This is a genomic window from Xenorhabdus sp. SGI240, assembly GCF_040081915.1.
Taxonomy (GTDB): Bacteria; Pseudomonadota; Gammaproteobacteria; order Enterobacterales; family Enterobacteriaceae; genus Xenorhabdus; species Xenorhabdus bakwenae.
This window is the reverse complement of sequence record NZ_JBEBMB010000006.1, coordinates 53,459-74,417: the sequence shown is the minus strand read 5'-3', so window position 1 is coordinate 74,417 and position 20,959 is coordinate 53,459. Positions and strand designations below refer to the sequence as shown.

The window sequence follows — 20,959 nt, the reverse complement described above, 5'->3', positions numbered from 1 at the left end:
CATATCAACCCAGCTTCAAGATGCGTGTCGCCTTTCTTAGAAATTACACTTATTAGGCGAATCCAAGAAACCTATTAGTAAATGTAAGGAGCATTTATGGGAATTCGTGAACATTTTAAGCGATTACTCTATGAAACACCGGACGATGCTAATGCAATTGAATATCTTCAATCTTGGTGGACATGGGCAAAAATACGCGGCATTACAAATAGGCTTGATGAGTTATTACAAAAAACAGGTGTGACAAAATTTGAAAGAGTTGGCGTTATTCTGGAAAATCGTCCTGAACATATTGCGGTTCTTTTGAAACTCTTGGAGAGCAAGCAGACTATAGTTGTATTAAACCCTTTAAAATTGGCACAAAAATTATTAGAAGATGTCAAGCAATTAAATATCAAGGTGATTATAGTCGGAACGACATTATTTCAAGATAAAATATTACTGAACGAAATAATGATGAATACCGTGATTTTTGAATTAAATCATAGTGGGGAAATTTATTCTATTGGGAGGCAATTACACGCAAATAATATAACTGCTTCTGATATTGCCATTGAAATATTAACGTCAGGCACAACGGGAATACCTAAACAAATAAAATTAAGCTATAAAGAAATAGAAAACTCTCTTATAGCAAGCGGGCAAACACCCAGGAATAATCAATTATTAATTGATTCAGTCTCATTAGTGTCAATGCCAATTTTTCACATCTCTGGTCTATGGGGAGTATTAAGCGCTCTATATACCGGAAGAAAAATAGTATTAATGCCTAAATTTGTGTTAGAACCTTGGGTTGAAGCCATCGAGCGCCACAAAATACGAACAACATTTCTTGTACCTGCTGCTTTGTATGATTTACAAAGCGCCAATATTGATCCGGCTAAAATTAATTCATTAAAGATAATTACCTCTGGCTCAACCTATTGTCCCACTAAATTAATTGATCAAATTCTGGCTCTTTACGGAATACGAGTGTTAATGTCCTATGGCGCAACTGAATTTGCGGGTGCTGTTGCAGGCTGGAATTACGAATTACATAGGGAATGGTGGACCTTAAAATCAGGTAGTGCAGGTAAAGCATACCCCGGTATAAAGCTTCGGATTACCAACGAATTTGGTCACGAACTTCCCATTGGACAAGCCGGTTTCTTAGAAGTTTGCCCGAAAGGAAGGATCTCAGAGGAGAATAAGTGCCGGTGGAGCCGTACCAGTGATTTAGCGAATATTGATGAGGATGGTTTTCTCTGGATATTAGGGCGAGCTGATAACATGATTATACGAGGTGGATTTAAAATCCAGCCTGAGAAAATAAAGAATTTACTGGAAACTCACCCTTGGGTTAATGAGGCCGCAGTAGTAGGTGTTCCCGATGTTAGGCTTAATACTATTCCTGTCGCCGTTATCGAAACCAATTCAAATAAATATTCAAAAGTCAATGAGTTAGTTAGCCTGTGTCATAAAGAATTATTGCCTTATGAAATACCGAAACATTTTCTTACCATAGATAAATTACCTAAAACAGCAGTAGGAAAAATAAATCATACTGAACTTTTAACGTTTATTAATAATAACTTAAAGAATTAAGTTATCGTTGAAAATAATTAACCAGGAAATAATAAATGATGAACTCATCAGAGAAAAAGATAATCTTTATAAATAAGCCAAATGATTTTACAGTTAAAAAAGCCACACGTCAGGATTGGGAGTGTGTCGTTCAATGGGGGAATAAAGAAGGTTGGAATATTGGTTACCATGACGCAGATTGTATGTATTCAGTGGATAATGACGGGCTTTTCATTGGATGGCTTGGTGATCAGGCTGTTGCGGCTGTTTCTCTCATCAATCACTCAGAACAGTATGCGATATGGGGTAACTATTTAGTTAATAATGAATTTAGGGGAAAAGGATATGGAAAAGCGGTATGTAAAGTTGCGATATCCCATTCAGGTAATCGGGATATCGGTTCAAATGCAATGCCTCACATGGTTTCTAATTATACAAGGTCAGGGTTAAAGCCTATTTATAATATCGTTCACTATACGGGAAAACTAAAAAAAATAGCATCAGAAAATATAAAAGAAATATCTATTGTTAAACCCCATCATATTGACAATATCATAAAATATGACGGTCTGTTTTTTCCAACATTACGGCAAAAATTTCTAAACAGTTGGTTATCTTTCTCTGGACATACCTCATATTTAAAAACGGTTAATGGAGACATTTATGGTTATGGTGTGATTCGGCCTTTGCCCGATGGTTTCCGTATTGGGCCATTAGTCGCAAGAACGCCAGCCGATGCGGAGGAGTTATTTAACACGTTAACTTCAGGCTTGCTGGAAAACACAAAAATCTCTATTTTCTTACCTGAATATGTACATGAATCATTTTTTTCTTTTTTAAGAAAAAGAGAGTTATTTGAACAATATCATGTTGTTTATATGCACAATGGTAATTTTAAAATGAATATACCAAATGATATGTATGGTATTGCTAATTTAGACTTAGGGTAATTTTGTAAGCTAGCTACCATATTTCAAGTTGCCATCAATAATACGGGAAGAAGACTTATCTCTCTCCGCGATACGGGGGAGAGATAACATGCTCTGTGAAGTTAAATTGGCATCGGTAAAAAATCTTTCTTTTGCAAATAAGCCAAATAAGTATTAAGTAAATCATAACGTAATTTTGGCAATGTCATATCAATCATCCCCGTTGCTTCTTTTGTTTTTGTATGGTGGAATTTATCTATTTCCTGCCAGAGACTTAATAACTTATCATAGGAGTCTTCTACACCATAGAGTGGTAAGAAACGGGACAGGGCATTACTTTCACCACTGGAAAGTAATTTTTTTTGCCATTGATAATATTCTACTAGTTCTATATTAAATCCGCAGTTATTTAGCCAGGTAATAATATCGTTCCAATTTATCAGGCCTTCATAATTAAATAAATTAAGGACATTACCGGTTTCAATGGTATATTTAGTTAACGCCATGATGGATACGGTATAATCAATAGGGGTAAAATTCATAAGACCCGGAAAAATAGGAGCGTAACCTAACTGAATACAGCTCTTCATGAAAAGCATAAATTGATTATCAGCAAAGGGTGCCTCTCCTGTTTTACTGTGTCCTGAAATATAACCCAAACGAAATATGTTTGCTTTACCCCCTTTTTTTACGAAACTTTCCAACAGGCGTTCAGCTTCCCATTTAGAAATTAAGTATCCCATTTCAGAATTGAGCATGGTGTCTCCGGGAAAATCCTCCACAATATTCCCGTATTCATCCGTTTTAGAGGCGGCTGAAAGCGTAGAGGCATAATTTATCACTTTCTTTTTATCTGTGTTAGCCATAGTAATCATGTCATTGACACTATCAACATTAGGCGCTTTTAGTACGTCATAGGGACGCACGTGATTCACTCGTGCGGCTATGTGATAAATAACATCGACTTCATTGCACAATTCTTGAAAATCTGAATGGTTAATTCCACACTGAGGTAAAGTAATGTCTCCTTCTATAACTTTAATATTTTTTGCGGACTTTAAGTAGTGAATACCTTCTATAGAAAATTTTTTATAGGCTTCTTCTACACGAGATAATTTGTTTTCATCATCAACGGTTCTGCATAATAAATAAATTGTGCCTATTTCTTCTTTCTGCAAAAAAAAGTCCAAAAGATGTGAGCCAATAAAACCGGTTGCACCCGTTAATAAAACGTTATATTTTACTTTTATCATCCTAATTACCTTTATAGAATATTTACTAGTGAGATTGTGTTTTTATACCGATTTGTTATGAAGATTCAATTATTTAATTGAGTTAAATTTATGTCAATGCTTGTTTTTTGATAAAAGGTGAATAAAAAAGACTGAAAAACAAAAAATAATACCTTGCTGATATAGTTTCAATGCAATTTATTATTAATTTTATAATTAAATTATGTAACTATTTTATTTGCTATTAATAACAAAATAAAAGATTATTGACTTGACTTCATATTCAATATAATAATTGATTGTTTGAGGGCGGGTTATTTGAGATCGTTATTTCCATGTGTATACCCACCACTTTTCAAGATACAGCGTGCAAGACGACGCGAAGTGTTATTACTCCCCCACGAAGCGGAGAGTGATAACACGCATCTCGAAGTTGAATTGGTATATGACTAAGGATTGAGAGAGATGATGAATAAGACAATCGTTGTTGGTCTAGGAATAGTTTTATTGGCGCTAATCGGGTTCTTCGTTTATGTCCTGCAGGGTTCTGACCGGAATAATTCAGGAAATATCGACTACCCTCCAGTAAAAGTGGCTCTGGCAGAAGTAAAAAAAACCACTTTAGTAAAAGCATTATATGGCGTCGGAGAACTTGAAGCTGAGCGACAAGTTCATCTGGCGGCAGAAACTAGTGGCAGGGTCGTCACAATTGAATTTGAATCGGGTCAATATGTAGAAAAAGGGCAATTATTGGTGCAAATCAACGATGCGGTTGAAAAGGCAGATCTTGCCCGCCTAAAGGCGCAATGGAGAAATGCGGAGCGGTTATATCAACGCACTAATAAATTATTTACCAGCAAGGTCGTTTCCACATCAGAATTGGATAAGGCATTAGCAGAGCGCGATATGGCATCAGCAGCCATTCGTCAAACAGAAGCACTGATTGCCCAAAAAAACATTCGGGCACCTTTTTCAGGGGTGATGGGAATAAGGCAAATACACGAGGGACAATACCTGAATGCCGGAGATGCGATTGCCACTTTGGTGGATGCTAACAATCTAAAACTCAATTTTTCTCTGAATGAACAGACAAGCCCTGAATTGCATGTCGGGCAGTCCGTTAACCTACAGGTTGATGCGTATCCGAATCAAAATTTCCCCGCCACTGTCAATGCGATAGATCCGTTGATTGGTAATTCCCGCACGGTGCAAGTACAGGCTCGGCTGAATAATGCCGGCGGAAAACTGAAAGCCGGCATGTATGCCAACATTCAGGTTATGCGCCAGAATAACCAGCCAGCGCTGGTTATCCCGGAAACTGCCGTCACCTATACCGCCTATGGTGACACCGTTTTTGTTACTCAACTGGCGGAGCAGGAGGAAAATCAAGCAGGCAAGCCGGTCACTTCGCAGGGAATGACCGTAAAACGGGTTTCGGTTGACGTTGGCCAGCGTTGGGATGGCTTGGTTGAAATCAAAAAAGGGTTGTCTCAGGGGGAGCAGGTCGTCACATCAGGACAAATGAAATTAACGGATGGGACAGCAGTTGTTGCCATTGCCGTCGATACGCTGAAGGCAGCGGAATCAGCGGCTACGGATTCTTGATGGAGGCGGAAAAATGACTTTTACCGATCTTTTCGTTCGTCGTCCGGTACTCGCATTGGTGGTGAGCACATTGATTCTGTTACTGGGCGTGTTTGCCGTGAGCAAACTTAACATTCGGCAGTATCCGCAACTAGAAAGCTCAACCATCACCATTACAACGACCTATCCGGGGGCATCCGCCGATCTGATGCAAGGGTTTGTCACCCAACCAATTGCACAAGCCGTCTCTTCTGTCGAAGGGGTGGATTATCTATCATCGTCTTCTGTACAGGGTAGGAGTGTTGTCACTGTCCGTATGGAATTGAACCGTAATTCAACGCAAGCCCTGGCACAAGTCATGGCCAAGGTCAATCAGGTCAGGTACAAGCTGCCGAAAGAAGCTTATGATCCCGTCATTGAACTTTCATCGGGAGAATCCACGGCTGTGGCTTATGTTGGATTTTCCAGTGATACGCTGTCGGCATCGGCACTGACTGATTACCTCTCCCGCGTGGTTGAACCCATGTATTCGTCGATTGAGGGCGTTTCAAAAATCGAAATTTTTGGCGGGCAGAAACTCTCCATGCGCCTGTGGCTGGATGTGGACAAGCTGGCAGGGCGTGGATTGACGGCCGCCGATGTTGCCGCCGCCGTCAGGCAGAATAACTATCAGGCGGCACCGGGTAAAGTCAAAGGGGAGTTTGTTATTTCAAATATCCATGTGAATACTGATCTGACCAGTATCGAGGATTTTCGTGATCTCGTTATTCGCAATGACGGCAATGCATTAGTCCGTCTGAAAGATGTTGCCACTGTGGAGTTAGGTTCTGCCACAACAGACAGCAGCGGTATATACAATGATAAAATGGCGGTGTATCTGGCGTTATTTTCCACCCCAACGGGAAACCCGCTAGTGATTGTTGATGGCATCAATAAGCTGTTTCCCGATATCCGGAAAACTCTTCCACCCGGTGTGGAAGTAGAGTTGTCATTTGATACTGCTCGTTTTATTAATGCTTCAATTAAAGAAGTCGTACATACCTTACTGGAAGCACTAATCATTGTAATTACCGTGATTTTCTTCTGTTTAGGCTCATTACGTAGCGTACTGATCCCAATTGTCGCCATTCCTTTATCGATGTTGGGCGCGGCAGGACTCATGCTGGCCTTTGGTTTTAGCATTAATTTATTGACGCTATTGGCAATGGTGTTAGCTATCGGGTTGGTGGTGGATGATGCTATTGTCGTTGTTGAAAACGTTCACCGCCATATTGAAGAAGGGAAACCACCAGTTATTGCCGCGTTAATCGGTGCAAGAGAAGTGGCAGGACCGGTCATTGCGATGACGATTACACTGGCTGCTGTTTATGCGCCGATTGGCTTAATGTCAGGGCTGACGGGAGCACTGTTTAAAGAGTTTGCGCTGACATTAGCCGGTTCCGTTATCGTGTCTGGCGTGGTGGCGTTAACGTTATCCCCAGTGATGAGTTCTTTTTTACTTCATTCTAAACAGAATGAGGGGCGAATTGCACGGGCCGCTGAGGTTTTTTTCGAAAAATTGGCGCATTATTATTCTCTCATACTCAATGTTTCATTGCGCTACCGTTGGGTCATGGGCGGGTTTGTCTTACTAGTTGTGATCAGTTTGCCTTTGCTGTATCAACATGCTCGGCAGGAGTTGGCCCCCTCGGAAGACCAAGCAGTGGTGCTGGCCGCCATCAAATCTCCGCAATATGCTAATTTGGATTATGCAGAACTTTTTGCTCATAAACTGAGTGGCATCTTCCGTGAAATCCCAGAGGCGGTCGAAACATGGATTGTCAATGGTACTGATGGGCCTTCGGCCAGTTTTGGTGGAGTGAATTTATCGGCATGGGATGAACGTAAGCGCTCAGCGGCAGAGATTCAGGCGCAATTGCAAAGTGAGGTCAATGATGTTGAGGGAAGCAGTGTCTTTATCTTCCAGCTCCCCCCATTGCCAGGTTCTACGGGAGGCTTGCCGATTCAAATGGTACTCCGCAGTGTTGAAGACTACCCTGCGCTATACCGGACGATGGAAGAGATCAAACAACGTGCGCGTGAAAGTGGGCTGTTTGTTGTTGTGGACAGCGATCTGGATTACAACAATCCTGTGGTACAAGTGCAGATTGATCGTGCCAAAGCCAATAGTCTGGGGATAAGAATGCAAGATATTGGCGAATCTCTCGCGGTGCTGGTCGGGGAAAACTACATCAACCGGTTTAGTATGCAGGGCCGCTCTTATGATGTTATTCCGCAAAGTATCAGTCGTCAGCGATTAACGCCGGAAGCATTGTCTCACCATTATGTCAGGACGGAAGACCAAAAAATGATCCCGCTTTCGACCCTCGTTTCTGTCTCGACAAGAGTCGAACCCAACAAACTGACCCAATTTAACCAACAGAATGCGGCTGTTTTTCAAGCTATTCCCGCTCCTGGGGTCACATTAGGGCAAGCGGTGGATCTTCTTGATGATATTGCGAATAATCTGCCGGCAGGTTACAGCCATGACTGGCAATCAGACTCCCGCCAATATAAGCAGGAAGGGAACGCATTGGCTCTGACGTTTCTGGCCGCATTGGTGATCATCTATCTGGTATTGGCAGCGCAATATGAAAGCCTGGTTGACCCGTTGATTATTCTTATCACTGTACCGCTTTCAATTTGTGGTGCCCTGATACCGTTGGCGATGGGTTATATCACCCTGAATATTTATACCCAGATTGGGCTGGTGACATTAATCGGGCTTATCAGTAAACACGGTATCCTGATGGTGGAATTTGCCAATAAATTGCAGGAAAGTGAGGGGTTGGATAAACGTTCTGCCATCGTACAGGCGGCGAAAATTCGCCTTCGTCCAGTATTGATGACAACGGCGGCGATGGTGATTGGTTTGATCCCATTACTGTTTGCAAGTGGTGCCGGCGCCAACAGTCGTTTTGGTATTGGGCTTGTGATCGTCACCGGAATGTTGGTGGGGACGTTTTTCACCTTGTTTGTGTTGCCGACGATATACGTATTTTTGGCGAAAAATCACACAGCAGCAGCGGTAACACCGAGAAAACAGCTATTGAATAAAGCAGATGAGATACTGAACTCAAAACATTAACCTGCTGCCAATATCTCCCCGCAGAGCGGGGAGATATCTTATTTATAATTTAGGTTGTTTCTTCATTTCAATAATACACTCCCTACTGCCGGTTAGGGAAAGTTTCAAGTCTTGTATATTGGTGATTGTCAGGCCAGCGTGTTCTGCGATCGATTGAAATTCAGACTGATATCGTGCTTTACCTGACAACATAATATCCATATATAGATCAAATGATGCAGCATCTGAAATGTTGGGTTCTTTAACCATCTCAATAATATATAAAACAGAATTTTCACTCATTGCATCATGGCAATTTTTAAGAATATTAATCGCCCGATTATCTGGCCAATTATGCAAGACGTTTTTTAAACAATAGGCGTCATATCCGGATGGAATAGTAGAAAAGAAATCTCCATTGATAAATGTAATTCCTTCTGACTCATTTCGGGTGAAATCATATTGATCCATGACATGACATTGAATATCAGGGTAGTGCATTTTTATATTTTTTGCCAAAGAGCCTAACCCTCCACCTATATCAATAATTGAAGAAATCCCATTTAAAGAGATAGAGGTAATAATATATTTACTCATTACCTCAGACATTTTTGCCATTAAATTATCAAAGTCCATTTTGTGGGAATGGTTTTCCTCATGACTGAAATAATCATAAAGGGGTTCATTATGATAAAACTCAAAGGCAGATTTACTGTTCGTTTCAGTTAAGGATGCGCTGTATTGTGACCAGGCGTTCCAGACCGCTGGGTTTAGCTCGAATTTTATATGCGTTGTTTTAAAACTGTTTGGATTACTGAGTGATAAGCATGGCTCAGTAAGGTAAAACATATCCTCTTTTTTTTCTAACACTTTAAGGGATTGCATATAGTTACATAACCGTTCGATTTTATCTTGTGGAATATTGCATAATTGGGCAAGTTCTTTCACCGTTCTCCCTGCTTGGTTATTTAAGTATAAAGGTGCTTTGCTCTCTACAAAGGCAAATAGTGCTGCCGATTTGCGATAAGCTACCGTCAGTTCAAATAACATTATTTATTTTCCTTATTCAAATTTTATCAATAGGGTTGAAAAATATTTTTTACCGATAATTTTATTTTTCGAATTCATTAGTATGAAAAAATTCAATTACGACATGTTGTTAACTATCTGGTTACGCTATCTTTTTAACTTGCATCATTCTATACAGGGAGGGATTCCACTTTAATTAAAAATTAATCATTAGTCAGGTATTGATAATTTTATACATTCAATACGATTTCATTGATAGATTTCTATCTCTGGTCTGTATGTTTATTGAAAGAAAAGAGTGTTATTTTTGCTCATGATAACCATATTAAAAATGCGAGATCTTGCCTATCATTCTATATGAACCGTCACCACTACATGGCATCAAATAATAGTATGAAATTGATAAACATTATAATGTAGTGATGTGATGGACGTCCCCTTTTTCAGCAGCAAATAGTGCCATCTTTTTTTCCGATGCACTGAATTTCGGGAGAACATCTCATGAATACGATTAAAGTCATTGGCATTGACCTCGCCAAAAACGTTTTTCAAGTCTGTGTCTGGATGGAGGACGGTTCTGTCGCCTCGAACCGAAAAATTTCACGGCAAAAATAGTCGAAAAACAGACCAAAGTATTGATGAATATTTATACCGTTATAGCCACTTGGTGGAAAATGCTATTGCTCGAATAAAACATTTTCGAGCAATAGCAACGAGATACGATAAACTTGAACGGAATTATGCCAGTATGGACACTCCCATAAAATGAGTATGCTATTCATTTTGGTACAATTGACGCCATGTGGGACGTCCATCTCATCAGATTAAGTTTGAATTACTAACATTGGCAAAGCAAGGTGAGATCACCGGACGGTTACACTATAAGGCCGGAAATCTGAGAGGAACCACGCCTCATCTCTCAATTCTCGCACAGTACCAAAAGCTAAGTGATTGGGATGCGTTCATTACATTCTCCATCTTTGTTAAAAAGCCAAAGGACTTAATCTGTCAAACCAGGGTCTTGCTTGCTCCAATTGAAAGGCAAGCTGGAACAACAAATCTTCACGCCCTGCATCGGCTGCAAATTGTACGCCAATAGGTAAATTATCTTTGTTCCAGTATAAGGGTACTGACATAGCGGGTTGTCCACTAGCGTTAAAATATGGCAAGAATGTCGTAAATTGCAGTGTATCGGAACGATGAGTCACATAGTCCCGATTTGCTGCATAGCGCCCGATTTCAACGGGAGGAGAGGTAAGTGTAGGGGTTAGAAGTACATCATAATTTTGCATGAAAAACCCAAGCTTGCGGCCAATTTGATGTATTAGTACAACAGCATCAGTGTAATCTACAGCTGAATGTTTTTGTGCAAAATCAATTGCGGTGAAAATGGATATTTCCAGAAGGTCAAGATTAGGTGCCGTATTATGCATGGCGCAACCTGCCCGCACGGCCTGTGCGATGCCTGCCGCAACGATCAGGCGCATGGCATGGCCAAAGTCCGCATAATTAATATCATGCAACTCTGTCGGCATGATGTGATGACCCAATGTTTCACACAATTTCGCAGCATCTTCAACGGCTGCAAGGCAATCGGCGTGAACGGGTAATCCGGAAGGGGATTTCGTAACCAGACCTATGCGTAATGACTGAAGTTCTGTCTTATTTAAATCCTGATAGCGGCCTGTAAAAATAGGTGCACAATAGGGAGCCCCGATGTCTCTACCCTGTGTCGCATCCAGAACAGCTGCACTGTCACGTACTGACCTCGAAATGACGTGTTCCACGCTAAGACCGCCCCAGCCTTCACCTTCAATCGGTCCTGTTGGATTACGCATACGAGTTGGCTTAAGACCGAAGAGACCACAGCATGAGGCGGGAATTCGGATGGAACCTCCACCATCAGAAGCATGGGCAACTGGCAAGATACCGGCCGCGACTGCTGCCGCTGCCCCACCTGAAGATCCGCCTGAAGAAAGAGTGGTATTCCAAGGATTGCGCGTTGGTGCACCATAAACAAGTGCTTCAGTCGTGCAGTTCGCACCAAATTCAGGTGTCGTAGATCGCCCGAAAAAATTAAATCCAGCCTTGCGAAGACGCAAGGCTAATTCATTATCCTGATCGCTTTTATAGCCCTTAAAAAGGCGCGATCCATTGGTGAGGGTAAATCCTTCTGCCGTCATGCCGAGGTCTTTCAGCAACATTGGAACGCCAAGGAACTGACCTTTGAATGTTTCTTTGTTCGATTGCAGGGTTTGGTGCATTTGCTTTGCCTGATCGCGCGCCAAGTCGAGTTCAGACCAGCACACGGCATTGATCGTAGGTTGGATCCGTTCCATCTGGGTAATGGCTATATCCAGTAGTTCTTCCGGTGTTATTTTACTCTTTCGTACAAGCTCTCCAAGACTCAAACCATCATGCTGAATATAGTCTTCATGCTTCATGAAAGCCCCCTTATTATGCTAATTAGTTGAAAATGACGCGTCCAAAGAGGTAATGTCCAGTTCGTCGATATTGCAATCTACGTTAAGACATTGCATTGCATCAATGCCTTGAGCAACCCGGGCGGAACACCTTGACCGTTTCCCATAAACAGAGCTACCAGAGATTTTGTTACCCATTATCTCGAAAATTGGATAATAAGTTCCGCCTGTGGAAGCCGTCGAGATGGAGAGAAAACGTTTATTGGCATTTTCTATTTTTCCTGTCATGGCCATGATGACCAGAGCAATGGCGACAATAGCTGTAACAGGCGCTTTACTTTTGAGGAAGCCATATTTTTTATCGTCATAATGTGGTTACCAGATGATGTTGTGTAATAAATGTTAAATATTTGCATTCACTTGTATATACTCGATAAATTCCAAGTTGCAATCCGTAGAACGACGCAAGGCCTTATATTTCCTCGCTGCGCGGGGAAATATAACACGCATCTTGAAGGTTGGCTTGGTATACAACATTACTTATCTGGTTCAAAGTTTGATGTTGAAAATTTGTGATAGGTGTTTTGTATATCTAAAAAATAGGCGAAAAACATGCAGTCACTGATAGATTTTAAGTGAGAAAAGAGCACTGTATATATTGCAGAGGATAAAAAAATCAGGTTTTATAAATAAAATTAATATTAACGTTAAACTAATCTCAATTCGGTAGAACAGTCGAAATTTCTAACATTTCCTTAAACCAATCTGTTATTGACCCTTGAGGAGATAAATAATGGTTACTACACATCATCATATTCATCACTATAATATCCGCACTCGTTATGCAAATATATCGGTCATCGATACGGGCGGAAATGGATTGCCTGTTTTGTTAATTCATGGCAATTCAAGTTGTAAAGAAATATTTCGTCATCAAATTAACCAGTTAAAAGGACAGGAGACAAGGCTTCATATGTTGGCCTTGCGCCCTAAGATGATTGGTTCTTGATCAAATTTCTTAAAGATTTTCAATGAAATCGGGTGTAATAACTCATTGATTATGATAAATAATAGTGGGAGGCTTTTATTACCTATTTATTTAGGAAAACACTTAAAAGCGCTCCCACCATTATATTTTAAGGTGTTATGTCGTCACTGTTTTCTATATTCTAACTTCAAATTTTTACTGTACAGTAAAATTCAGGCTAGAATATGATTAAATAAAGACAATAATATCTTTGTTTTTTTGTACAGTGTTATACTAAGTTATAGTTACAAACACAATTGTTTAAGAAGTTTAAGGCCGGTGCCACCATCAGGTATTAAATTACATGCAGTTTCGCATGATTTCTGCACCTCTGGATTAAATGTCTTACATACTAATGCATTTGCGCTAGTTGTGATGATTGTTCCTACGAGTAATGAAAGCATACAAGCAGCTAATTTTCTTTTCATGATCTGTACCTCATAGAGTTAGGAATTAACATGAATAAAAGCATAACGATAAATTATGTAGAAACGAAGTTGACGTTAGAACGAGTATTAATGTCAACATACTCATTTTTACAAGTGTTCTGTGTTTTTTGCTATTGATTTTTTTATTGCATTGATGTTTTGTTTACATTTTTTTAACAATTTGTTTTTTATTATTTTATAGAAAAAATGTTCACAAAAGAGATAAAAAAGTATTTTGAATGGATTTATATTTTTAAATAACGTTAAGGGAATGTTTTATTTCATGTGTGATAATTATTAGGGTTATTTATTGTATTCGCAGGCAGATAAAAATTAAAATCCACGCAATCGCGTGGATTTTATATGATTTTTCTGTCTGAGTGAGCTTCAGTGAAACCTCATGAGATTACAGAAGCTATTTAGACGTTAAACAAGAAGTTCATCACATCGCCATCTTTAACGATATAGTCTTTCCCTTCCGCACGCATTTTACCCGTTTCTTTCGCGCCTTGTTCACCTTTGTAAGTGATAAAGTCTTCAAACGAAATAGTTTGAGCACGGATAAAGCCCTTTTCAAAATCAGTATGGATTTTACCCGCTGCTTGTGGGGCGGTTGCACCTACCGGGATCGTCCAGGCACGAACTTCTTTCACACCTGCGGTAAAGTAGGTTTGCAGATTCAGCAACTGGTAACCTGCACGAATGACACGGTTCAAACCCGGCTCTTCCAGACCTAACTCTGCCATAAATTCTTCGCGGTCAGCATCTTCCAACTCTGCGATATCGGCTTCAATCGCTGCACAAACAGGAACAACAACGGAACCTTCTTTTTCAGCAATGGCGCGGACGGTATTAAGGTGTGGATTATTTTCGAAACCATCTTCATTGACGTTGGCAATGTACATGGTTGGTTTCAAGGTCAGGAAGCTTAGATAGCGAATAATCGCTTTTTCTTCCGCACTCAGATTTAAAGCGCGCAGCATACCTGCTTGTTCAAGGTGTGGAAGGCATTTTTCTAAGACTTCCAGTTCTGCTTTAGCGTCCTTATCGCCACCCTTGGCTTTCTTTTGGATACGATGGATAGCGCGCTCGCAGGTATCCAAATCCGACAGTGCCAGTTCTGTATTGATAACGTCAATATCAGAGGCAGGGTCAACCTGACCAGAAACGTGGATAATGTTGTCGTTTTCAAAGCAACGCACCACATGGCCAATCGCTTCTGTTTCACGGATGTTGGTCAGGAATTGGTTACCTAAACCTTCACCTTTTGATGCACCTTTTACTAGACCGGCAATATCTACGAATTCCATCGTGGTTGGCAGAATGCGTTGTGGTTTCACAATCTCAGCCAACTGTTCAAGACGCGGATCTGGCATCGGTACAACACCTGTGTTTGGCTCGATAGTGCAGAACGGGAAGTTTGCTGCTTCGATACCTGCTTTGGTCAGCGCATTGAATAATGTAGATTTCCCAACGTTAGGCAGGCCAACGATACCGCATTTGAATCCCATATATTTATCACCTTAAATCACTTATAAACCAACAAGAATAGGCTTGTTGGTGAGTTTACAAAATTGGCGCTATTATACACGCAATAACCCGATGCGCCATGCACTCCCAATTAAGCGCTGGCTTTAAAGGCATGCAGGCGATTAATTGCCTTGTTCATGCCATCTTTAATCAGGATATCAGTACAGCGCAACGCTTCATCTATGGCATCGTCAATCAGTTTTTGTTCGCTGACAGGCGGCTTGCCAAGGACAAAACCGACGACCTTGTTTTTATCGCCCGGATGACCAATACCGATACGCAGACGGTGGAAGTTAGGATTATTACCGAGTTTGTTCTGAATGTCTTTTAAGCCATTATGACCGCCATTGCTGCCACCGAGTTTCATTTTTGCCACTCCAGGCGGTAGATCCAGCTCGTCATGGGCCACCAGGATTTCATCCGGCAGAATACGATAAAATCCAGCAAGGGCAAGGACAGATTTACCGCTTAGATTCATGAAAGTGGTGGGGACCAGTAAACGAATATCCTGCCCATTCACGTTGATACGGGCGGTATAGCCAGAAAATTTACTCTCTTCTTTCAGGGATTGGTTATAGCGTTGTGCTAACAAATCAACAAACCATGCTCCGGCATTATGTCTGGTCTGTGCATATTCGGCTCCAGGGTTTGCCAGGCCAACGATTAATTTTATGTTACTCACGGTTTAATTTCGCTTATTGGCAATAGAACAAAAAGGAGATTAGTTTACCTATCTCAAGGCTTGAGTACAAAACTGATTTAACAAAGATTATTCTGATGGAATGTAAAAAATTAGGCTTAAATTTGTACAGCTTGTGATCGCCGCCGCAATAACCTTTCATATAATAAGCCTATAATTAATCTTGAAGAAGATATCTACTTTCGTGCTTTTGCGTTCGTTGTCTTTGCAAATTAGCGTTCACAAAAAGTATTGGAGGTTAGTTATGAGACGTAAAAAGGCTTTTATTTTTGGCAATATTCTCATGGGAGCGGGCATGGCGGCAATGCTTATTAGTTTAGCGTATGTATTGCTCAGTCATATCTTTAATTTTGGTCTTTCGGAGTTTTTGACAAGCCTCTCACTAATGGGATTGTTTGTTGGGGCGTTTATTTGGCTGGTAGGAGCCAGTATTGGCGGCCGCGAACAGGTTACTGATAAATATTGGTGGCTGAAGAATTACGATGAACGTTATTGCCGTAAAAACCAGCGACATTCGTGATTATTTTGGATAAGGCGGTCATGGCTACCGCCTTATCCTTATTGGTTAATTGTTCAGTATATTAAAAGCTGACATTGAAGCCGAGATTGAAATAGTAGTCATGATCCGGTTCATTATCATTTTTTTCATGTGATACGGCGGCAAATGCGCGAAAGTCATTGGTCAGGTTGGCATTAACACCGACCGTATATTGGACATGATCTCTATTCTGTTTCCCTCCCGGTTGGACGAAACTTGTTTTGGTCGCATTGATCGCGCTGCGAAGAGCATAGCGTTCATCATCGAATTGATGGTTGAACAGAATAGAAGCATAAGGATTGAAACGGCCCAGTTTAGTATCTACGCGCCAACCCACCGAGCCAACTTTTGAGTGATAGCTTTGATTTGCAAAATGCATGGAGGTGCTGTTGTTACCTGTTTCACGATAGCCATCAACCTCCCCTTTATCCCATGCATATTGGATGATCGGGCTGGTAGTCAGGTAACGAGTGACTGGAATATCCCAGCCTGCTGCAATCCGCCAACCCCACTGTGTGCCCATCGTTGAACCTGATTCCCTGCGCGTGGCTTGACCAAGCTGAATGGAGCGTGACAGATTGTCGTAATTGGTACGTGAATAATGGACATCACCGTTCAGCCAGCCGCTGCCATAGTAGTTCCATAGTGTGTAAGCGGTTATGACATGACCGGTAGCAGCATAGTTGAAATTAGGTGTTGCATTTTGTTCATCTTTATAACGGGAAATTGTTGCGCCTAATAGTAAATTATTCGTCAGTTGATAATCGCTGCCCAATGAGAGGGTATTATTGCGATTGCCTGTATAACCCCCGAATATGCCAACTTTACCTTTGGCCTGATGATGATTGCGAAGTTGTTGCAGGTGACCATCAAGTGAGCTTAGTGCGGTAGTCGTTGGGACTCGGTTAATATGATTCAATGCCATCACTTGTAAAGGTGCGTTGTAGATAGACGTGATGTACTGGCCGATGACTTTGTGTGCGTAAGGGGTCGGGTGGAAGCTATCGGAAAATAAATAGGGTTGGCTTTTATCAAAGCCGGGATCGGAAGAAGAACAAACAAGCGCCATCTCACCTTGTGGACAGGCATAACCAAGGGTATTAGAAACACCATAAATGGTCGGGTTATCAATGACTTCATGTAAGAGATGCTTGACGTCGGCAAACAGGATATTGCCGTCAATGAGTTGATTTTCTTCGTTTTGGTTAAATTTGTTGGAAAATTGGGAAGCAGTTTTGCTGGTATTATTATAAGCATCAAGCAATTGATGATAAATTTCGTTTGCTTTGTCTGGATCCTGGGGAGAAGCACCTTCAGCAATTTTTTTAAACACCCCCTGAATGATTCCATTTCTGATTTTCGTATTCGGTGTCGGGTACTTGTTGATAGCTTCATGAGCCTGTTTCAGAATGTTGTCGATTTCGTCCTTGGGTATTTTGCTTTTTTCTAATGCGCCTTTAAGCACGGCTTCCATAATTTTAGGGGTCGCACCAATATCGGGAACATTAGGTACAATAATTAACCCCGCTCCAGCCTTAATGAGTCGATTAATCTGCGCTGCGGCGGATGCAGAACTGTCATTGATACGCTGTTGTGCTGTTTTTTCGTCACCTTGCGCCGAATCTTGCAGAGCCTGAGCTATATCATTGCCTCCCACCCAATGTATGTATAAACCGTTCGGATCAGCCCGTCCTGAGTGCGCTTGCAAATAGTCATCAAGCTGTTGTTGTGTTGAGTGGATAAAAAATATATCAGAATCGTTAGCTTTTGCTCCTCCATACGCATAATTGGTCCCGCCATTTTCAGAGGGGGTCAGTTTTTTGCCAGTGAGATTTCGGGCTATATATTCATCATAGAGTTCAGCGTCTTTTCCATCGGTTGTAAATCTTCCAATATTCCCGCCATCACTCAAACTATCCCCAAAAACATACACATTGTTATAGGCGTAAGCATTTGTGATGAGGTTAACTAGCAGTGTGGTCGTGGCTGATACTAAAAAGAGTGCTTTTTTCATATCGTTCTCCTGAAAAAACAGCGCATTATTTTCATGCCAGCCAAAACACATTGATTTAAAAGGGTATTTACCCATTTTACTCCGATTGATGGCTGATTTTCTGATTGTTTCAGTCCGATACTACTTCCCTTTGCATATACGAAAATTAAATGAAATGTTAACTAAGGTATGCAAATGTTGAACGATAATGAAATAAAAACGCGGGGCCATAATATTTATAGCCCTGCGCCCCTGAGTCAGTACTTTCTTAGAAACTCGCGTTGATACCTAAGCTGAAATGGTAGCTAGGATCTTGGCTATTGCCGTCATTACGGGTGACGGAAGCAAATCCGCGCAGGTTCTTGTTCAGGTTTGCGTTCAAACCCACCGTATATTGACGCCAGTTAGTACTCTGTTTGCCACCTTCCTGTACAAAAGACGTTTTGGTGGAATTAATGGCACTGCTCAGTTTGTAGCGTGTATCACTAAATTGGTGATTAAACTGAACAGAAGCGTAAGGATTGAAATGGCCCAGTTTAGTATCTACGCGCCAACCCAGGGTGCCAACGTTAGAGGTATAATCCTGATCACTAAAATGCATGGAAGTACTATTGTTGCCGGATTCACGGTAGCCATCAACTTCACCTTTATCCCAGGCATACTGGATGATTGGGCTGGTGGTCAGATAGTGAGTAACAGGAATATCCCAACCAGCGGTAATGCGTGCTCCCCATTGTTTACCCGTGGTAGAACCGGTTTCCCTGCGTGTCGCTTCTCCAAGCTGGATGGCACGGGTCAGGCTGTCATAATCGGTGCGCGAATAATGGAAGTCACCGCTTAACCAACCATTGTTGTAATAGTTCCACAATGTATACGCTGTCAAAACATGACCACGGCCTGCATAAGAAAAGTCGGCAATAGGTGAGCGCTCCTCTTTATAGTTAGAGTACATGGCACCCAACAGCAGGTTATCTATCAGCTGATAATCGCTACCCAGTGTAAAGGTTTTATCCCGGTTGCCCGTGTAGCCGCCAAAGACACCGACTTTGCCCTGTTCGTTGCCACCGTTACGCAGTTGTTGCAGGTGACCATCAAGGGAGGAGAGGGCGCTTTTAACGGAGGTACGGTTAACTTGCGTCAGGATCATTACCTGTGATGGGGCAATATAGATAGAGGTTATGTATTGGCCCATTATTTTATGTCCCAACGGAGTTGGGTGGAAAGAATCAGAGAATAAAAATTCTTTGTCTTTAGTAAACCCTGGATCGTTGACGGAGCATTTATTGGCACCTACATTTAATGCGCAGGAATAACCTAATGTATTTTGGATGCCATAAATCAGAGGATTGGCAATGACTTCATTCAGCAAGCCATTGATATCGGCACGCAAGATATTGGCCTTTTTTTGGCTGATCTTCTCATCTATGAGTTTGTTATAGAGATTTGTGGAGTCTGTGGCATCCTTGCTGGCTTTTTCATATTTCTCCGTAAGCTCTTTTTCAATTTGTTCCGCAGAAGCCCCTGGAATTATTTCTGTACCTTTTTGTGCTAAGGTGTGAAACACTGTTTTTAGGGCAATATCACGAGCCTGATCATTGGGAATTTCATGTTTATTAAGTCCTACATGAACATCTTGTAAAATAGCATTACTGGTGTTTTCGGAAACGCCTTTCTCTTCCAACCCTGTTTTTATTAAGCCACCCAAAAGAGTAGGCGTCGTTCCTATATCAGGGACTGTGGGTGCGACAATCAGCCCTGCACCTGCATCGATGAGTTCATCAATTTGATTAGCGGCTTCGGTAGCACTGGTATTGATCATTTTATAAGCCTCAGAAGGATTTTTCAGTCCAACAACTAAGGCTTCGGCGAGATCGTTACCACCTACCCAATGAATGAATATGCCATTGGAATCTGCCTGATTATTGTTTTGACTGAGATAATCGCTAACCTGTTTTTTTGTAGTAGGATTTAAGGCATTCAATCGAGGATCTTGACGATGAATTTCAAGAGCGGTTGCGCCTCCCTGAGCATAATTAGTTCCTTTACGGTTGGAAGGCATCAATGTCTTGCCGATTATTTGCTGGGTAAAGTATTCATCATACAATACGCTATTCTTGCCATCACTGGTAAAACGGCCCAAATTCCCGCTATCACTCAAACTATCACCAAAAACATAAACTTGGCTATAAGCATGAGCATTAGAAATAGCATTGATTGAAAGCGCTAGCAGTGCAGGTGTAAATAAAAATGCCTTTTTCATTGGCACTCTCCTTAAAAAGGTCGTTTTTGCTATTAATCAACATCTTGTCTTTGGAAAAGCTTGTTTTTGGACAAAAAGCATCCTGCAACTCTTCCTCAGCAGGTTAGAGATGTTGATATGTTTAATATTGAAATAACCCCATATAAGACAGCTGACTTATTAATAACGGCTGCCTACGATTAATTATGGTTTCTGGTTATTGAACTGCCATGTTGCTTTGCATTTTTTATGGATAATGTGAGCTTAAAAATTTCCGCTCTTAAACATGAATATAAAATAACCAGTCAAAAATTATTCTTTTCGCTTCTGGATATTGATAGCTTATATATTAAGATAATTTATTTTTTTAGATAAGAAATAATACCTGTTTTTCAATACTATTGTGTGATGCAAGGAAATAAAACCCCCGCCATTAAGCGTGCGACAGGTTAGCAGCAACTATCCAGTGACACCAGTATTGTTAGAGCATTTGGAACTGGACGTACCAGATGAGTTGGAATAATTGTGGGATATTAATATTAGATTGTATGTCAATTTAATCGTTTTATTTTATTGAATGAAATTTACAACAGCCAGGTAACTTTTTGAAAAAATTAATTATTTTCAAATAAAAACTA

Annotated in this window: 14 protein-coding genes and 2 pseudogenes; 8 read left to right on the top strand and 8 right to left on the bottom strand. The window is 41.0% G+C overall.

Annotation, left to right across the window (positions count from 1 at the left end):
• Positions 1-96: 96 nt before the first annotated feature.
• A complete protein-coding gene (locus ABLA76_RS02435) occupies positions 97-1,584 on the top strand; it encodes a long-chain fatty acid--CoA ligase (RefSeq protein ID WP_348986727.1) in 1,488 nt (495 codons plus the stop codon).
• Between the two features lie 35 nt (positions 1,585-1,619).
• Positions 1,620-2,513 carry a GNAT family N-acetyltransferase gene (locus ABLA76_RS02430; protein ID WP_348986726.1) on the top strand — a complete coding sequence of 298 codons (894 nt, stop codon included), beginning with the start codon at positions 1,620-1,622 and terminating at the stop codon, positions 2,511-2,513.
• A 101-nt stretch (positions 2,514-2,614) separates the two neighbouring features.
• Here the strand turns inward: ABLA76_RS02430 and ABLA76_RS02425 are convergent, their stop codons facing one another.
• The gene (locus ABLA76_RS02425) at positions 2,615-3,745 is read right to left on the bottom strand and encodes a thioester reductase domain-containing protein (RefSeq protein ID WP_348986725.1); all 1,131 of its coding nucleotides are present in this window, start codon (positions 3,743-3,745) and stop codon (positions 2,615-2,617) included.
• Positions 3,746-4,189: 444 nt separating this feature from the next.
• Here ABLA76_RS02425 and ABLA76_RS02420 point away from each other — a divergent pair, with 444 nt between their 5' ends.
• Both ABLA76_RS02420 and ABLA76_RS02415 read left to right on the top strand, forming a co-directional pair.
• Positions 4,190-5,329, top strand: a complete 1,140-nt coding sequence (locus ABLA76_RS02420; protein ID WP_348986724.1) for an efflux RND transporter periplasmic adaptor subunit — start codon at positions 4,190-4,192, stop codon at positions 5,327-5,329.
• A gap of 13 nt (positions 5,330-5,342) precedes the next feature.
• The gene (locus ABLA76_RS02415) at positions 5,343-8,435 is read left to right on the top strand and encodes a MexW/MexI family multidrug efflux RND transporter permease subunit (RefSeq protein WP_348986723.1); all 3,093 of its coding nucleotides are present in this window, start codon (positions 5,343-5,345) and stop codon (positions 8,433-8,435) included.
• Positions 8,436-8,477: 42 nt separating this feature from the next.
• Here ABLA76_RS02415 and ABLA76_RS02410 read toward each other — a convergent pair whose 3' ends face one another.
• Positions 8,478-9,464, bottom strand: coding sequence for a methyltransferase (locus ABLA76_RS02410; protein WP_348986722.1), 987 nt, complete (start codon positions 9,462-9,464; stop codon positions 8,478-8,480).
• A 480-nt stretch (positions 9,465-9,944) separates the two neighbouring features.
• Between ABLA76_RS02410 and ABLA76_RS02405 the strand changes: the two are divergent.
• Positions 9,945-10,055 (top strand): annotated as a pseudogene (locus ABLA76_RS02405) (IS110 family transposase); the annotation flags it as partial.
• Positions 10,051-10,212: pseudogene (locus tag ABLA76_RS02400) on the top strand (IS5/IS1182 family transposase); the annotation flags it as partial. The pseudogenes ABLA76_RS02405 and ABLA76_RS02400, both read left to right, overlap by 5 nt.
• A gap of 214 nt (positions 10,213-10,426) precedes the next feature.
• Here the strand turns inward: ABLA76_RS02400 and ABLA76_RS02395 are convergent.
• Positions 10,427-11,854 (bottom strand): amidase, encoded by a 1,428-nt coding sequence (locus ABLA76_RS02395; RefSeq protein ID WP_348986721.1) that lies wholly within the window; start codon positions 11,852-11,854, stop codon positions 10,427-10,429.
• Between the two features lie 805 nt (positions 11,855-12,659).
• On the opposite strand from ABLA76_RS02395, the gene ABLA76_RS02390 reads away from it, so the two are divergent.
• Positions 12,660-12,875 carry a hypothetical protein gene (locus ABLA76_RS02390; RefSeq protein WP_348986720.1) on the top strand — a complete coding sequence of 72 codons (216 nt, stop codon included), beginning with the start codon at positions 12,660-12,662 and terminating at the stop codon, positions 12,873-12,875.
• Positions 12,876-13,138: 263 nt separating this feature from the next.
• Here the strand turns inward: ABLA76_RS02390 and ABLA76_RS02385 are convergent, their stop codons facing one another.
• From ABLA76_RS02385 to pth, 3 genes are all read right to left on the bottom strand, one after another.
• Positions 13,139-13,321, bottom strand: a complete 183-nt coding sequence (locus ABLA76_RS02385) for a hypothetical protein (RefSeq protein ID WP_348986719.1) — start codon at positions 13,319-13,321, stop codon at positions 13,139-13,141.
• Positions 13,322-13,740: 419 nt separating this feature from the next.
• Positions 13,741-14,832, bottom strand: a complete 1,092-nt coding sequence (gene ychF, locus ABLA76_RS02380; RefSeq protein ID WP_348986718.1) for a redox-regulated ATPase YchF — start codon at positions 14,830-14,832, stop codon at positions 13,741-13,743.
• Positions 14,833-14,942: 110 nt separating this feature from the next.
• The gene (pth, locus tag ABLA76_RS02375; protein WP_047767170.1) at positions 14,943-15,533 is read right to left on the bottom strand and encodes an aminoacyl-tRNA hydrolase; all 591 of its coding nucleotides are present in this window, start codon (positions 15,531-15,533) and stop codon (positions 14,943-14,945) included.
• A 262-nt stretch (positions 15,534-15,795) separates the two neighbouring features.
• Between pth and ychH the strand changes: the two genes are divergently transcribed.
• Positions 15,796-16,071, top strand: a complete 276-nt coding sequence (gene ychH / locus ABLA76_RS02370) for a stress-induced protein YchH (protein WP_348986717.1) — start codon at positions 15,796-15,798, stop codon at positions 16,069-16,071.
• Between the two features lie 61 nt (positions 16,072-16,132).
• Here the strand turns inward: ychH and ABLA76_RS02365 are convergent, their stop codons facing one another.
• Together ABLA76_RS02365 and ABLA76_RS02360 are read right to left on the bottom strand one after the other, a co-directional pair.
• Positions 16,133-18,103 (bottom strand): autotransporter domain-containing protein, encoded by a 1,971-nt coding sequence (locus ABLA76_RS02365; RefSeq protein ID WP_348986716.1) that lies wholly within the window; start codon positions 18,101-18,103, stop codon positions 16,133-16,135.
• Between the two features lie 247 nt (positions 18,104-18,350).
• Positions 18,351-20,342 (bottom strand): autotransporter domain-containing protein, encoded by a 1,992-nt coding sequence (locus tag ABLA76_RS02360; RefSeq protein ID WP_348986715.1) that lies wholly within the window; start codon positions 20,340-20,342, stop codon positions 18,351-18,353.
• Positions 20,343-20,959: the final 617 nt, after the last annotated feature.